A 15115-nucleotide genomic window follows, 5' to 3' on the forward strand; every position below is an offset into this window, starting at 1 on the left:
CCAGACTGACTTCTCGGTTGGACGCGGTCACCGGTCGACGCCTCCCATCACGGGGTCGATGGACGCGACGGCGACGATGACGTCGGCGACCTGGCCGCCCTCGCACATCGCCGCCATGGCCTGGAGGTTGGTGAAGGAGGGGTCGCGGAAGTGCACCCGGAAGGGGCGCGTCCCTCCGTCGGAGACGACGTGCACGCCGAGTTCCCCCTTGGGGGACTCCAGGGCGGTGTACGCCTGCCCGGCCGGGACCCGGAAGCCCTCGGTCACCAGCTTGAAGTGGTGGATGAGGGCCTCCATGGAGGTACCCATGATCTTCTTGATGTGGTCGAGCGAGTTGCCGAGTCCGTCCGGTCCCAGCGCGAGCTGCGCGGGCCAGGCGATCTTCTTGTCGGCGACCATGACCGGGCCCGGCTCCAGCCGTTCCAGGCACTGCTCGACGATCCTCAGCGACTGGCGCATCTCCTCCAGCCGGATGAGGAAGCGTCCGTAGGCGTCGCAGGTGTCGGCGGTCGGCACGTCGAAGTCGTAGGTCTCGTACCCGCAGTACGGGTCGGTCCTGCGCAGGTCGTGCGGGAGGCCGGCGGACCTGAGGACCGGGCCGGTGGCGCCGAGCGCCATGCAGCCGGTGAGGTCGAGGTATCCGACGTCCTGCATACGGGCCTTGAAGATGGGGTTGCCGGTGGCGAGCTTGTCGTACTCCGGCAGGTTCTTCTTCATGGTCTTCACGAACTCGCGGAGCCGGTCGACCGCGCCCATGGGCAGGTCCTGGGCCAGTCCGCCGGGCCGGATGAACGCGTGGTTCATACGGAGGCCGGTGATGAGCTCGAAGAGGTCGAGAACGAGTTCACGATCACGGAATCCGTAGATCATGATCGTCGTGGCGCCGAGCTCCATGCCGCCGGTGGCGATGCACACCAGGTGCGAGGAGATCCGGTTCAGCTCCATCAGCAGCACGCGCAGGATGGTGGCCCGGTCGGGGATCTGGTCCTCGATGCCGAGCAGCTTCTCGACCCCGAGGCAGTACGCCGCCTCGTTGAAGAAGGGGGTCAGGTAGTCCATGCGCGTGACGAAGGTGGTGCCCTGGGTCCAGTTCCGGAATTCGAGGTTCTTCTCGATGCCGGTGTGGAGGTACCCGATGCCGCAGCGGGCCTCGGTGACGGTCTCGCCGTCGATCTCCAGGATCAGCCTCAGCACACCGTGCGTGGACGGGTGCTGGGGACCCATGTTGACGATGATGCGTTCGTCGTCCGACTTCACGGCGGACTCGACGACCTCGTCCCAGTCGCCGCCGGTGACCGTGTAGACGGTTCCCTCGGTCGTGGTGCGGGCGTCGGAGAGCGGAGTCCCGGAGGGACCCGACGTGGGGTGGGCGTGGGGAGTGGTCATCAGCTGTACGACCTCCGCTGGTCCGGAGCCGGGATCTGGGCGCCCTTGTACTCGACGGCGATGCCGCCGAGCGGGTAGTCCTTGCGCTGCGGGAAGCCCTGCCAGTCGTCCGGCATCATGATCCGGGTCAGGGCCGGGTGCCCGTCGAAGATCAGCCCGAAGAAGTCGTAGGTCTCGCGCTCGTGCCAGTCGTTGGTCGGGTAGACCTCGACGAGGGACGGGATGTGCGGGTCGCTGTCCGGGGCGGACACCTCCAGGCGGATCAGCCGCCCGTGGGTGAGCGAACGCAGGTGGTAGACCGCGTGCAGCTCGCGTCCCTTGTCCCCCAGGTAGTGGACCCCGCTGACTCCGGTACAGAGCTCGAACCGCAGCGCCGGGTCGTCGCGCAGGGTGCGGGCGACCTGGACCAGGTGCTCGCGCGCGACGAAGAAGGTGATCTCGCCCCGGTCGACGACCGTCTTCTCGACGGCGTTGTCCGGGAGGAGTCCCTGTTCCTCCAGGGCACCCTCCAGTTCGTCGGCCACCTCGTCGAACCAGCCGCCGTAGGGCCGGGAGGCTGCTCCCGGCAGGGTGACCGTACGGACCAGCCCGCCGTAACCGGAGGTGTCACCACCGTTGTTGGCGCCGAACATGCCCTTGCGTACGCCGATGACCTCACCGGAGTCGTCGCGCGGGGTGGGCACCTGGCCGCTGTTGGTGTTCTGTTCGTCGCTCATCGCAGCAGCCCCTTCATCTCGATCAGGGGCAGTGCCTTGAGGGCCGCTTCCTCCGCCTCGCGGGCGGCCTCCTCCGCGTTGACCCCGAGCTTGGTGCCCTGGATCTTCTGGTGGAGCTTGAGGATGGCGTCGATCAGCATCTCGGGCCGCGGCGGGCATCCAGGCAGATAGATGTCGACCGGGACAATATGATCAACACCCTGAACAATGGCGTAGTTGTTGAACATTCCACCCGATGACGCGCATACCCCCATGGAGATGACCCACTTGGGGCTCGGCATCTGGTCGTAGACCTGCCTCAGGACGGGCGCCATCTTCTGGCTGACCCGTCCCGCGACGATCATCAGATCCGCCTGCCGCGGCGATCCGCGGAAGACCTCCATCCCGAATCGGGCCAGGTCGTACCGCCCCGCACCGGTCGTCATCATCTCGATGGCGCAGCAGGCGAGGCCGAAGGTGGCGGGGAAGACGGACGATTTCCGTACCCAGCCGGCGGCCTGCTCGACGGTGGTCAGTACAAAGCCGCTCGGCAGCTTCTCTTCGAGTCCCATGGTGTGCCCCTCAGCCCCTCAGTCCCATTCCAGGCCGCCCCGGCGCCACACATACGCGTAGGCGACGAAGACGGTGAGCACGAAGAGCAGCATCTCCACGAGCCCGAAGATCCCCAGGGCGTCGAAGGAGACCGCCCAGGGATAGAGGAAGACGATCTCGATGTCGAAGACGATGAACAGCATCGCCGTCAGGTAGTACTTGATGGGGAAACGGCCGCCTCCCGCCGGCGTGGGGGTGGGTTCGATACCGCACTCGTACGCCTCGAGCTTCGCCCGGTTGTACCGCTTCGGGCCGATAAGCGTGGCCATGACCACGGAGAAGATCGCAAACCCTGCCCCGAGGGCGCCGAGCACGAGGATGGGCGCGTAGGCATTCACGCTCCTCGCTCCTTCCAGTCGTCCTTGACCGTTGGACCGCATCGGGCGACCGGCTCGCCACCTCATCAAGATCGTGCACATGTGAGGCAGTTCACAAGCCCGACTGCCCCGCATCCTATGCCTGCGATCCTGTGATCTGCGACACGGGGTACACCAACGTCTTTGTGATCTCCACCACCTGACGAACGATCATGAAGTCGGATGAGCGGTGATCTTCGTACGTGAAGCGGCCGTGCGGTTACGAGACGTGACATCTTGCGGCGTTACCGCTGGTCAAGAGCGCGTCGCTCTATCAATGGACAGCCACTACAAGCAAATTGGCGTTGGACGCGCATCGGGTGATAAAGGACCCCGCCTCACACGCCTCCACCCGGACGAGGGGCTCGCGGGTAGCGATGTGGACATTGCGCACGGATTCACGATCTTCCGGGCCACCCGGGATCCACCTCCGTGAGGACCGCGAGACCCACCGGCCCCGACAGCCCGCGGACACCCGGGGCGCGACCCCGACGGGCGGCCGGACGGACGGACATGACCGACCAATGGGTCGCACCGCCCACCGGGGGGACGCGCGCACACCCCGAACGCGGCCCGCGCACGCGCGGTTGCCTCTCACAGGAGGGTCATACTGTGACCTGCATCACTCCACGCGCACTCCAAGAAAAGCGGGCTTGGCCAACCGTGTGAACGGATGGTAAGCGACGGGCAATTCGGGCGTATTGAAAGAAGGCCGTGATCACAGCCGTGCGCACGGGTGCCCGATTTGCCCGTTAGGGCGTCAATAAGGGCCCCTAAAAAGCGGATTCAGGGATTCCGAACGTAACTGTGTCGCAACACACGTTTCTTGATGGGACCCCTACGGCCCTGATAGCGCTAGTACTCATGTCCCACACCGCTCACATACCCAGCCACCGGAAGCCCCGCCAGAGAGCCTCGAAGACGGCACTGCGGGCAGGAGTTGCCGGTGGCGTCCTCAGCACCATCGCGGTCGCCGGTGCCGCCGGTCCGGCTCAGGCCGAGCCGGTGACCCAGACCGTAGAGATGCCCACCATCACCGCCGGGCTCTCCACCTCCGTCGCCGCGTCGGCGCAGGCGACCCAGGCGGTCGCGCTCGACCTCGAGACGCAGGCCAGCGAGGACGCCGCGGCCACCACGGCCGTCAAGGCGGCCAAGAAGGCCCACGCCGAGGCCGTGCGCAAGGCCGAGGCCAAGAAGAAGGCCGAAGCAGCGGCCAAGGCCAAGGCGGAGGCGGCCGAGCGCGCCTCGCGCACCGCCGAGCGCACCACGCTCAGCGCGTCCACCGGCTCGTCCTCCTCGTCGTCCTCCTCCTCGTCCAGCGCCACGGGATCCGCCGCGTCCGTCATCGCGTTCGCGCAGTCCCAGATCGGCGACGCGTACGTCTCCGGCGGCACCGGCCCGAACTCGTGGGACTGCTCGGGTCTGGTCCAGGCCGCCTTCGGCTCGGTCGGCATCGACCTGCCGCGCGTCTCGCAGGACCAGTCGACGGCCGGCACCCAGGTCTCGCTCGACAACCTGCAGCCCGGCGACATCCTGTACTGGGGCGGTGCGGGCAGCGCGTACCACGTCGGGATCTACGTCGGCGGCGGCCAGTTCGTCGGCGCGCAGAACTCCAGCACCGGCGTCGTGCAGAAGTCCCTGGACTACGACCCGCCGTCCGGCGCCGTCCGCGTTCTCTGATTCACAAGCGCCCGGAACCGCTGTCCGGGCGCGATCACGGGCCGTCCCTCCGTCCGCCGGAGTGACGGCCCGTCGTCATGCCGTGGGCAGGTCCGCCCCCGCGGGCGCCTCCATCGGCGCCCTCTGACCGGGCACCCGCCCCCGTCCCTCTCCGTCCCGCTCCCCGCGCAGCCACAGGACGCCCGCCACGCACGTGAGCGCGGCCAGTACGAACCCGAAGGCCGGGGTGGATCCCGAGGGCTGGGTCTCGTAGACCAACGCCGCCGAGAGTACGGCGAGCACCTCGCGGAGCCGGCCGCCGGCCGCGGTGGCGGCGAGCACGGCCGTGCCCCAGAGCAGGTACCACGGCTGCACCATCGGGGAGAGCGCCACCAGCGCCACCAGACCGAGCCCCAGCCCGTGCACCGGGTCCAGCCGTCCCGCGGCCGAGCGCCACGCCAGTACGAGGATCAGGGCGACCCCCGCGGCCAGACCCAGGTTCTGCACGGCGGCCTTGACCGGGTCCGGGTCCGTCCCGGCGAGCACCCGCAGGAGTTGGCCGAGTCCGAGGCCGATGTCGCTGCTGGCCGAGAGCGCGGTGTGGATCCGGCCGGCGACGCTCTGCGTACCCACCCAGCCGAAGCCGGTACCGGCGACCAGCGTCGTCAGCGCCACCACCCCGCCCGCCACCGCGCCCGGCCCCACGAGCCCTTTCACCACCCGGCGCACGGTCCCTCCGCCGGCGGCCCTGCCCACCAGGACGGCGACGAACAACAGCGCCACCGCCGCCGGTGACTTCACCATCATGGCGAGCCCGAGAAGGGCCGAGCCGGCCACCCATCTCCCCCGCAGCGCGAGCAGCACACCGGCCAGCATCAGACCGGCCATCAGCCCGTCGTTGTGGAGCCCGCCGGCCACGTGCATCAGCAGCAGCGGGTTGAGCGCGCCCAGCCACAGCGCCGCGCCGGGGCTGCGTCCGTGCGCACGTGCCAGGCGGGGCAGCGCCCACGCGATCAGCGCCAGCGCCGCCAGGGCGAGCAGCCGCATCATGAGGACGGCGGGCACGAGCGTCCCGCCGGTCGCCCAGGCGACGCCCCGCGCCAGCAGGAGGAAGAACGGGCCGTACGGCGCCGGGGTGTCCGTCCAGTGGTGGCCGACGCTCGCGGCGGCGTCGCCGCCCGGCCCGGCGGGATCCAGGACGGACGGGCCGGCCTCGTAGACGTCATGGCCTTCGAGGACCATCGCGCCCTGGGCGATGTAGCTGTAGACGTCGGCGCTGTACAGGGGCGGCGCCACCACGAACGGCGCGGTCCACCACCCCAGCGTGACCAGGGAGTCCCGTACGCCGGCCCCCGTCCTGCCGTACAGCCACCAGGCGACGACGAGCACGGTCAGCCCGCCGTACGCCAGCGCGTGGCCCACGGCTCTCACCGCAGGGCCGTGCGGGACCCACAGCCCCCACGGGTCGTGGGCCGGCAGCGTCCCGACGGCCCAGCCGCCCAGCACCACCGCCACCGCTCCCGCGGTGCCGAGATACCGGTGTCCCCGGGCGGTCCATGCCCTCGATGCCCCCATGGCCCGAACCTATCGCAGTGCGACGGCGGGCCGGGGGCGTGCGTCAGGCCTTCGGGGCGACCTTCGAGAGGCCGTTGATGATGCGGTCCATCGCGTCGCCGCCCGTCGGGTCGGTGAGGTTGGCGAGCATCTTCAGCGTGAACTTCATCAGGAGAGGGTGCGTCAGACCGCGCTGGGTGGCGATCTTCATGACGTGCGGGTTGCCGATCATCTTCACGAACGCGCGGCCCAGCGTGTAGTAGCCGCCGTAGGTGTCCTTGAGGATCTTGGGGTAGTGCTGCAGCGCCAGCTCCCGCTGGGCGGGGGTGGCCCTGGCCTGCGCCTGCACGATGACGTCGGCGGCGATCTGGCCGGACTCCATGGCGTACGCGATGCCCTCGCCGTTGAACGGGTTGACGAGGCCTCCGGCGTCACCGACGAGCAGCAGGCCCTTGGTGTAGTGCGGCTGGCGGTTGAAGGCCATCGGGAGCGCGGCGCCCCGGATCGGCATGGTCATGTTCTCGGGGGTGTAGCCCCAGTCCTCCGGCATCGAGGCGCACCAGGCCTTGAGCACCTCGCGCCAGTCGAGCTCACGGAACGCCTTGGAGGAGTTGAGGATGCCCAGGCCGACGTTGGAGGTGCCGTCGCCCATGCCGAAGATCCAGCCGTAGCCGGGCAGCAGGCGCTCCTCGCCGCCACGGCGGTCCCACAGCTCCAGCCAGGACTCGAGGTAGTCGTCGTCGTGGCGCGGCGAGGTGAAGTACGTGCGGACCGCGACGCCCATGGGGCGGTCCTCGCGGCGGTGCAGGCCCATGTTGAGGGAGAGCCGGGTGGAGTTGCCGTCGGCCGCGACCACGAGCGGGGCGTGGAAGGTGACGGGGGTCTTCTCCTCGCCGAGCTTGGCGTGGACGCCGGTGATGCGGCCGGTGCGCTCGTCCTTGACCGGCTCACCGACGTTGCAGCGCTCGTAGAGCCGCGCGCCCGCCTTCTGCGCCTGCCGGGCGAGCTGCTCGTCGAAGTCGTCGCGCTTGCGGACGAGTCCGTAGTCCGGGTACGAGGCGAGATCCGGCCAGTCCAGCTGGAGGCGGACTCCGCCGCCGATGATGCGCAGACCCTTGTTCCGCAGCCAGCCGGCCTCTTCGGAGATGTCGATGCCCATGGAGACGAGCTGCTTGGTGGCGCGCGGGGTGAGCCCGTCACCGCAGACCTTCTCGCGGGGGAAGGCGGTCTTCTCCAGGAGGAGGACGTCGAGTCCGGACTTGGCGAGGTAGTACGCGGTCGTCGAGCCGGCTGGGCCCGCTCCGACGACGATCACGTCCGCGCTGTGTTCGGAGAGGGGCTCGGTCACGGTCGGATCTCCCGAAGACTCGAATTCGCGTGCCGCGCGGCACAGGTCGCGTGCAGTCTATGGGGGCCTGCAGACCTACCCTCCGAAGGGCTCCCTCATGTCGACATCACCGGTCGTGCCCCACGCCTCGGCCCCCGCCGTGCATCTCCGCGTTCCGACGGACGAGGACGCCCTGACCTGGTACCGGGTCTTCGACGACCCGCGGGTGATGGAGTTCTTCGGCGGACGGAGCGCGGAGCTCTCCGTGTACGAGGAGCTCACCGCACGCCAGCGGCGGCACGACGCGGAACTGGGTTACTGCCTGTGGACCGTGACGGACGAGGAGGAGAACGTCCTCGGCTTCACCGGCGCGCAGCCGTGGCCGCACACGCACTACGGACCGGTGGGCGCCACCGAGATCGGCTGGCGGCTGGGGAGTGCGGCCTGGGGGCGCGGGTACGCCACCACCGCCGCCCGCACCACCCTGGAGCGCCTGCGGGCGGCGGGGGTGGGCGAGGTGGTCGCCATGGTCCACTCGCGCAACACCCGGTCGATGGCGGTGGCGGAACGCCTCGGTATGCGGCGGGCCGAGTCCTACCCCACCCCACGCGGTCAGGAGGCCGTCTGCTTCCGGCTGGAGCTGTGAGACCCGGCCGTCACGGGGGCGTCAGTCGCGGATGCCCCGGTGGAGCGCCACCACTCCCCCGGTGAGGTTGCGCCAGGCCACCTTCGACCAGCCGGCCTTCTTCAGCAGCGTCGCCAGGCCGGCCTGGTCGGGCCACGCCCGGATCGACTCGGCGAGGTAGACGTAGGCGTCCGGGTTGGACGAGACCGCCCGGGCGACCGGCGGCAGCGCCCGCATCAGGTACTCGGTGTAGACGGTCCGGAAGGGGGTCCACGTCGGCTGCGAGAACTCGCAGATCACCACGCGGCCGCCGGGCTTGGTGACCCGGTACAGCTCGGCGAGCGCGGCGTCGGTGTCCTGGATGTTGCGCAGCCCGAAGGAGATCGTGACCGCGTCGAAGGTCTCGTCCTTGAACGGGAGCCTCGTGCCGTCGCCCGCGGTGAACGGCATCCACGGGTGGCGCTCCTTGCCGACGCGGAGCATCCCGATCGAGAAGTCGCAGGGCACGACGTAGGCGCCGGCCCGGGCGAAGGGCTGCGAGGAGGTCGCCGTACCGGCCGCCAGGTCGAGGATCTTCTGGGCCGGCCGCGCGTCGACCGCCCGCGCGACCTCCTTGCGCCAGAGCCGCGCCTGTCCGAGCGACAGCACGTCGTTGGTCAGGTCGTAGTTCGCCGCCACGTCGTCGAACATCGAGGCGACTTCGTGCGGCTGCTTGTCCAGGGATGCTCGGGTCACCCTCCCATTCAAGCAGCCCTCCTCCCACTGCCGTGCGGCGGCGTGGAACGGCTTCAACCTTTCGGGGCCGGCGGCGCTCATAGAAGGGTGTGACGCACCTGAGACCGGGAGAAGGAGGGCGGATGTCCATCCTGCACGGCCGGGGACCGACCGGCCCCGGGGCCCATGACGACAGCTTCGAGGCGTTCGCCCGGGCGAACCAGACCCGCCTGTACCGCACCGCCTATCTGCTATGCGGTGAGCAGGAGGGGGCTCGGGACCTGACCCAGACCGCCCTCGCCAAGATCTTCCAGCACTGGCGCCGGGTGAGCGCGGCGGACCATCCCGAGGCGTACGCGCGCACGGTGCTGACCCGCACGTATCTGGCGGAGCGCAGGCGGCGCCTGCGTGACCTCCTGGCGCACACCCCGGTCGACGTACCGAGGGCGTCCGTCGGCCCCGAACTGACCGTGACGCTGCTGACCGCGCTCGCCGAACTGCCTCCGAGAGCAAGGGCGATGGTGGTTCTCCGCTACTGGGAGGACCTGAGCGTGGAGTCGGTGGCCGAACTGCTCCGGTGCAGCGAGTCCACCGTCAAGAGCCAGTGCTCGCGGTCACTCGCCCGGCTGCGGGAGCAGTTGGGGCCGGCCCATGTCTACACCGCCCGGAACTGAGGAGCTTGTGATGAGCGAGGACGCCCTGCTGGTCAGGGAAGCGATGGAGCGTACGGCGGAGGGGCTCGCCCCCCTTCCGGATCTGGTGCCCGGGGCGGTTTCCCGGGGCAGGCGGCGACGGGCGGCGGTGCGGCTGGGGCTCACCGCCGGTGCCTTCGGGACGTTGACGGTCGCGGCGCTCGGCGCGTCCGCCCTGTCCGGCGGTGACTCCGGGGCGAGTACCGCCGCGACCGGTACGGGGGTCGCGGCGGCGCCGTACCGTACGCCGGTCCACGTGGAGCCCACGCCCGGGCAGAGCGAGGACGGCGGTTTCGCCGGACTGCCGGCCAAGGAGAGGCGACGGCTGGAGGACTTCCAGCAACGTGCGGCGGTGGCTCTGGACGACGCCCTGCCTGACAGCGTCGGGACGATCCGCCCCGTCGACTCCTCCGTCGCGCTCTACCAGGGGGAGAAGGACGGCAACCGTTTCCTGGTGACCTTCGAGGTCCGCCCCGGCGACGGGGGGCGGGCCGAGGACTGCCGGGACGTCCCCGCGAAGGGGATGACCTGTGAGAAGGCGCAGCTGACGCGCGCCGTCGAAGCGAGGCTCCGGCGCGCGGCCACGGGCTCCATGGACACGATGTCCGCCGCGATCTCCTTCGGTTTCGGGAACAGCGAGGTCCTGATCAACGTCTCTCCGGACGAGGAGAAGGGGATTTCCGCACCCTTGACCACCCAGCGGCTCCTGGAAGGCGTACGGGAGAGCGGGCTGCTGGAGGTGGTGCGGTACGCGGACGAGCACCCGGTGCTCGGCAAGCAGGTCAGCGTGCGGGGCGGGTGACCGGCTTTCCCCGGGCGGCCATTTCGAGACGACGGACATCCATGCAGAGCGAAGACACCCATCGGATACGGACCGCCGGCGGACGCCGTGGGGGCACGCGGTCCAGGCACCTGGCGCGACGAAGACGGGTGCGGCGTCGCCGCGCGGTCCTCGCCGGGGCGGTGGCCGCGGCGGCCGCCGCGGTCCTCCTCCACCTGTCCACACCGTGGCAGGACGACGGCGCGGCCGTCGCCGCGAGCCGGGAGACGGCCGGGGCCTCCCCGGCTCCCGCCGCACCGCCTCCGTCGTCCGGCCCACCGGAGGCCACGGGCTCGCCGACCGCATCGGTGAGCCCCGAGGCGTCGGGGTCGTCGGCGGCCACGACGGAGGAGGACGGCCCGCGGGAGGAGGAACGCGTGGACCCGGACTCCGTGCCGGCCTCCGGTTCCGGCAGCTTCGCCGTGGCACGGGCGAACGCCTCGCCCCGTGGCGGCGGCAGCCCGTACCGCGTCGAGGTCGAGAAGGGCATCGGGGTGGACCCCGACGCCGCGGCCGAGGAGATCGCCCGGATACTCGCGGACCCCAGGGGCTGGAGCAAGGGCGGCAGCCGTTCCTTCCGCCAGGTCGACGACGCGTCCGCCGGGCTGGTGATCCGGATAGGCACCCCGACGACGACCGACAGCCTGTGCGGCCGGTACGGGCTCGACACCCACGGCGAGGTGAACTGCCGCGGCGGCGAGAACGTGATGGTCAACCTCCGCCGCTGGCTGCTGGGTTCGCCGACCTTCGACGGGCCGGTCTCCGACTACCGCGCCCTGATCATCAATCACGAGGTGGGCCACTGGCTGGGGCACGGGCACGAGACCTGCCCCGGGGCGGGCAGACCCGCGCCGGTGATGATGCAGCAGATCAAGGGCCTGAAGGGCTGCGAGTCCAACGCCTGGCCGTACGACCGCGCCCAGCGCTACCTGGGCGGCCCCTCCGTGCCCTGAGGCACGCCGGGGCGGGTCCTCACCGCCCCGGGGTACAGCAGGGCGGGTCCTCACCGCCCCCGGTACACCAGCCGCCCGCCGAGCACCGTGGCCACGCAGGCCGCGGCGCCGGCGGCGCGGAGCGCCGCCTCGTCCGGCACGTCGAAGACCGCGAGGTCGGCCCGGCCGCCGACGGCGAGCGGGCCGTTCACCGATCCCGCCAGGTCACCGCCGCGTACGAACGGGTCGAGGGAGGGCTCACCCACCGGGACGTCCGCGGCCGGGAGAGCCGTCAGGCCCGCGCGCCGGGCAGCGGTGAGCACGTCCGGGAAACCGAGGACACCCACGACATGGGTGGTGCCGTGGCGCAGCATGCGCTGGAGTCCGCGCCGTACGCTGCCCGACCGGCGCCGCTCGTCCGGCCGGCCGCCGGTCAGCTTCTCGAAGTCGTCTTCGGTCAGCGGTAGTTCGCCGAGCTCGTCCGCCTCGCGTGGGTCCGGATGGTAGCGGCGGGTCAGCAGCTCGGCCCCGTCCCACTGCCGCAGCCCCGGGGTGAGGACCCCGGGCCAGCGGCGCACCCGGGCCGCCGGGTGCGCGGCCACGACCGTGCCGTACGGGCCGACGGCGGCGATCCGGTCCCCGTCCACGGCGACCGCGCCCCCGGGAACGGCTGCCGCGCCGACCGGGAGGACCAGTGGCGCGGCGTGCACGGTGAGCACGGCTGTCCCGCCGGTCTCAGTTGGCGTCGAGGAGCTTCAGCTCCGGGTGCGCGGTGCCGCCGGCGATCGCCGTGGAGGAGATGTGCGAGACGACGCGCTCGTCGACCGGGTCGTTCGCCGGGTCGTCGTGGACGACCAGGTGTTCGTACGTCGTGGCGCGCTGGGCGGGGACACGCCCCGCCTTGCGGATCAGGTCGATGATCTCGAGCCGGTTCGAGCGGTGCTTCGCGCCCGCCGATGAGACGACGTTCTCCTCCAGCATGATCGAGCCCAGGTCGTCCGCGCCGTAGTGGAGGGACAGCTGGCCGACCTCCTTGCCCGTGGTCAGCCAGGAGCCCTGGATGTGGGCGACGTTGTCGAGGAAGAGCCGTGCGATGGCGATCATCCGCAGGTACTCGAAGAGCGTGGCCTGCGTGCGGCCCTTCAGCTTGTTGTTCTCCGGCTGGTAGGTGTACGGGATGAAGGCCCGGAAGCCGCCGGTGCGGTCCTGGACGTCCCGGATCATCCGCAGGTGCTCGATGCGTTCGGCGTTGGTCTCACCGGTGCCCATCAGCATGGTGGAGGTGGACTCCACACCGAGGCCGTGGGCGATCTCCATGATCTCCAGCCAGCGCTCACCGGACTCCTTGAGCGGGGCGATCGCCGTACGCGGGCGCTCGGGGAGCAGTTCGGCTCCGGCGCCGGCGAAGGAGTCGAGGCCGGCGGCGTGGATCCGCTCGATGGCCTCCTTCGCGGAGACACCCGAGATCCGGGCCATGTGCTCGATCTCGGAGGCGCCGAGGGAGTGGATGACCAGCTGCGGGAACGCCTTCTTGATCGCGGAGAAGTGCTCCTCGTAGTACTCGACCCCGTAGTCCGGGTGGTGACCGCCCTGGAACATGATCTGCGTGCCGCCGAGTTCGACGGTCTCCGCGCAGCGGCGCAGGATGTCGTCGAGGTCGCGGGACCAGCCCTTGTCCGTGTCCTTGGGCGGCGCGTAGAAGGCGCAGAACTTGCAGGCCGTCACGCAGACGTTGGTGTAGTTGATGTTGCGCTCGATGATGTACGTCGCGATGTGCTCCGTACCGGCGTACCGGCGGCGGCGCACCGCGTCGGCCGCGGCCCCCAGCGCGTGCAGCGGTGCCGACCTGTACAGGTCGAGCGCCTCCTCCGGGGTGATCCGCCCGCCTTCGGCGGCGCGGTCGAGGACGGGCTGAAGGTCGGCCTTCTCGGTCACCGGGCTGTCACCTTTCGGCGGTTCTACTACGGTTCCACGGACCGATCCAGCCTACGCCAGCCCCTTGCGGGGTCAGCCGTCGGACCGGGTGAGCGTGCCCTTCGGTGTACCGGCGGCCTCCTCGCGCGACTCGTAGCGCAGGGTGTCACCGGACAGGAGGGTGAAGACGAGGTCGGCCTCGCCCCCCGTGCACAGCGGGCTGGTCCTGGCGTCCGGGGCGGGGCGCTCGCGGACCTTCAGCTCGGTGGCCGTACCGGAGACGAGGGTGCCGACGGCCTCGCAGACGGCGGTCGTCCCGAGGGCGTCGAAGCGGTAGGCCAGCTCGACCACCTCCTCGCCCTTCTCCCCTTCGGTGAACACGGCGGTGACGGTGCCGTGCGGGGCCCCGCTGCGTTCGGTCGCGGAGCCCTTCCAGGTGCCGGCGAACGCCGTGGGAAGTTCGCTCACGGATGCGGAGGGGGCAGATGTGGAGGGGGTCGATCCGGAGGGGGCCGGCGCGGAGGGGCCGGGGGTGCCGCCCGGCGCCTCGTGGGCCGGGTCCGTGTTCCGGGTGGCGGAGGGCTCCCGCGCCGCGTCACTGCGACGGCCGTCCTCACCGCCGCCGGTGAAGAGGTCGCTCATGGTCGCGACACCGATGGTCACCGCGGCGAGCGCCCCGGCGACGGCCAGCGCGACGGTGCAGCTGACCCGTCGCCCCCGGCGCGGTCCCGGCCGGGGGCCGGAGTCCATGGTGACGGCGATCCGCGGCCCCTGGGGACGCTCGCCGGGCGGGTCGGCCGGTGCGGGTGGCACCGGAGGGCCGAAGGAGCCGAGCGGCGCGGCCCCAGCGAGGCGTTGCTGAACGGCACCGGCCCCGACCGCACCGGCTCGTCCTGCGGTTCCAGGTCCAGCAGGGCGACCGCCGCATTGCTGACCTCGCGGACCAGCGGTCCCGGGAGCCAGCCAGGGGCGACCAGCGCCGAGGCGCCGCCGGGTGCGAGACGGCGGGCGATCTCGGCGGGTGCGGGGCGGGCCGCGGGGTCCTTGGCCAGGCACCCGGCCACCAGGTCCCTCAGCTCGCCTTCCAGGTCGCCGAGTTCGGGTTCCTCGTGGACCACCTTGTAGAGGAGTACGGCGGAGGAGTCGCCCGGAAAGGGCGCGGTTCCGGTCGCCGCGTAGGCGAGGACCGCCCCGAGCGAGAACACGTCGGCCGCTCCGGAGATGTCCTGCCCCCTGATCTGCTCCGGTGCCATGTAGCCGGGCGAGCCGACGGAGACGCCGGTGGAGGTGAGCGAGACGGTGGCGCCCAGCGCCCTGGCGATGCCGAAGTCGATCAGGCGTGGTCCGTCGAGGGCGAGCAGGACGTTGGACGGCTTCACGTCCCGGTGGATCAGTCCGTGGGCGTGCACGGCGTCGAGCGCCTCGCCCAGTCCCGCGCCCAGGGCCCGCACCGCGTACTCGGGCAGCGGCCCGTGGCGGGTCACCGCGTCGGAGAGCGGCGGCCCGGCCACGTACCCCGTCGCGACCCAGGGCACCGCCGCGTCGGGGTCGGCGTCCAGGACCGGCGCGGTCCACCGGGCGCCGAGCCGCCGGGCGGCGTCCACCTCGCGCCTGAACCGCGCGCGGAACTGCTCGTCGAGGGCGTAGTGGGGGTGGACGACCTTGACCGCGACGGTACGCCCGCCCGCGCTGCGGCCCAGATAGACCCGGCCCATCCCGCCCGCGCCGAGCCGGCCCAGCAGCCGGTAGGCACCGATGGTGTGCGGTTCGCCGGCTTCCAGCGGCTGCATGCGGTCTCCCCCTGTGGCCCGGACTCGGACGGAAGCCTA

General features: G+C 71.1%; 14 protein-coding genes and 1 pseudogene. 5 read left to right on the forward strand and 10 right to left on the reverse strand.

From position 1 onward, the window contains the following. Positions 1-27: 27 nt before the first annotated feature. The 4 genes from ACGFNN_RS13905 to ACGFNN_RS13920 are packed head-to-tail and all read right to left on the reverse strand — an operon-like array spanning position 28 to position 3031. Positions 28-1386, reverse strand: coding sequence for an NADH-quinone oxidoreductase subunit D (locus ACGFNN_RS13905; RefSeq protein WP_362540947.1), 1359 nt, complete (start codon positions 1384-1386; stop codon positions 28-30). Continuing rightward, positions 1386-2102: an NADH-quinone oxidoreductase subunit C gene (locus ACGFNN_RS13910; RefSeq protein WP_362540950.1), complete on the reverse strand. Its 717-nt coding sequence runs from the start codon at positions 2100-2102 to the stop codon at positions 1386-1388. Before ACGFNN_RS13910 ends, ACGFNN_RS13905 begins: the two co-directional genes overlap by 1 nt. After that, entirely contained in the window at positions 2099-2653 is a 555-nt protein-coding gene (locus tag ACGFNN_RS13915) for an NADH-quinone oxidoreductase subunit B family protein (RefSeq protein WP_145804190.1), read from the reverse strand. Before ACGFNN_RS13915 ends, ACGFNN_RS13910 begins: the two co-directional genes overlap by 4 nt. An 18-nt stretch (positions 2654-2671) precedes the next feature. Further along, positions 2672-3031 (reverse strand): NADH-quinone oxidoreductase subunit A, encoded by a 360-nt coding sequence (locus ACGFNN_RS13920; protein WP_003967084.1) that lies wholly within the window; start codon positions 3029-3031, stop codon positions 2672-2674. A gap of 882 nt (positions 3032-3913) precedes the next feature. Here ACGFNN_RS13920 and ACGFNN_RS13925 point away from each other — a divergent pair. Beyond that, a complete protein-coding gene (locus ACGFNN_RS13925; RefSeq protein ID WP_393555604.1) occupies positions 3914-4729 on the forward strand; it encodes a C40 family peptidase in 816 nt (271 codons plus the stop codon). A 75-nt stretch (positions 4730-4804) separates the two neighbouring features. Here ACGFNN_RS13925 and mptB read toward each other — a convergent pair whose 3' ends face one another. Both mptB and ACGFNN_RS13935 read right to left on the reverse strand, forming a co-directional pair. Continuing rightward, entirely contained in the window at positions 4805-6283 is a 1479-nt protein-coding gene (mptB, locus tag ACGFNN_RS13930) for a polyprenol phosphomannose-dependent alpha 1,6 mannosyltransferase MptB (RefSeq protein ID WP_393555606.1), read from the reverse strand. A gap of 43 nt (positions 6284-6326) precedes the next feature. Beyond that, on the reverse strand, positions 6327-7610 hold the full coding sequence (locus tag ACGFNN_RS13935; protein ID WP_362664727.1) for a geranylgeranyl reductase family protein: 1284 nt from the start codon (positions 7608-7610) through the stop codon (positions 6327-6329). A 97-nt stretch (positions 7611-7707) separates the two neighbouring features. Between ACGFNN_RS13935 and ACGFNN_RS13940 the strand changes: the two genes are divergently transcribed. Then, positions 7708-8235, forward strand: a complete 528-nt coding sequence (locus tag ACGFNN_RS13940; protein WP_393555608.1) for a GNAT family N-acetyltransferase — start codon at positions 7708-7710, stop codon at positions 8233-8235. Between the two features lie 21 nt (positions 8236-8256). Here the strand turns inward: ACGFNN_RS13940 and ACGFNN_RS13945 are convergent, their stop codons facing one another. Continuing rightward, positions 8257-8949 (reverse strand): demethylmenaquinone methyltransferase, encoded by a 693-nt coding sequence (locus tag ACGFNN_RS13945; RefSeq protein ID WP_393555610.1) that lies wholly within the window; start codon positions 8947-8949, stop codon positions 8257-8259. A gap of 122 nt (positions 8950-9071) precedes the next feature. Here ACGFNN_RS13945 and ACGFNN_RS13950 point away from each other — a divergent pair, with 122 nt between their 5' ends. Genes ACGFNN_RS13950 through ACGFNN_RS13960 form a run of 3 tightly spaced genes read left to right on the forward strand, consistent with a single transcriptional unit; the run spans position 9072 to position 11393 of the window. Beyond that, positions 9072-9602 (forward strand): SigE family RNA polymerase sigma factor, encoded by a 531-nt coding sequence (locus ACGFNN_RS13950; protein WP_393555612.1) that lies wholly within the window; start codon positions 9072-9074, stop codon positions 9600-9602. Between the two features lie 10 nt (positions 9603-9612). Beyond that, positions 9613-10422, forward strand: coding sequence for a hypothetical protein (locus ACGFNN_RS13955; RefSeq protein ID WP_393555614.1), 810 nt, complete (start codon positions 9613-9615; stop codon positions 10420-10422). A 41-nt stretch (positions 10423-10463) separates the two neighbouring features. After that, positions 10464-11393 (forward strand): DUF3152 domain-containing protein, encoded by a 930-nt coding sequence (locus ACGFNN_RS13960; RefSeq protein WP_393555616.1) that lies wholly within the window; start codon positions 10464-10466, stop codon positions 11391-11393. Between the two features lie 50 nt (positions 11394-11443). Here the strand turns inward: ACGFNN_RS13960 and ACGFNN_RS13965 are convergent, their stop codons facing one another. From ACGFNN_RS13965 to ACGFNN_RS13975, 3 genes and pseudogenes are all read right to left on the reverse strand, one after another. Continuing rightward, complete coding sequence (locus ACGFNN_RS13965) at positions 11444-12091, reverse strand: hypothetical protein (RefSeq protein ID WP_393555618.1); 648 nt, start codon at positions 12089-12091, stop codon at positions 11444-11446. Positions 12092-12107: 16 nt separating this feature from the next. Next, a complete protein-coding gene (gene mqnC / locus ACGFNN_RS13970) occupies positions 12108-13307 on the reverse strand; it encodes a cyclic dehypoxanthinyl futalosine synthase (protein WP_362540981.1) in 1200 nt (399 codons plus the stop codon). A 72-nt stretch (positions 13308-13379) separates the two neighbouring features. Next, positions 13380-15076, reverse strand: a pseudogene (locus ACGFNN_RS13975) (protein kinase). Between the last annotated feature and the right edge of the window lie 39 nt (positions 15077-15115).

The sequence above is a fragment of the Streptomyces sp. NPDC048590 genome (genome assembly GCF_043199535.1).
Classification (GTDB): domain Bacteria; phylum Actinomycetota; class Actinomycetes; order Streptomycetales; family Streptomycetaceae; genus Streptomyces.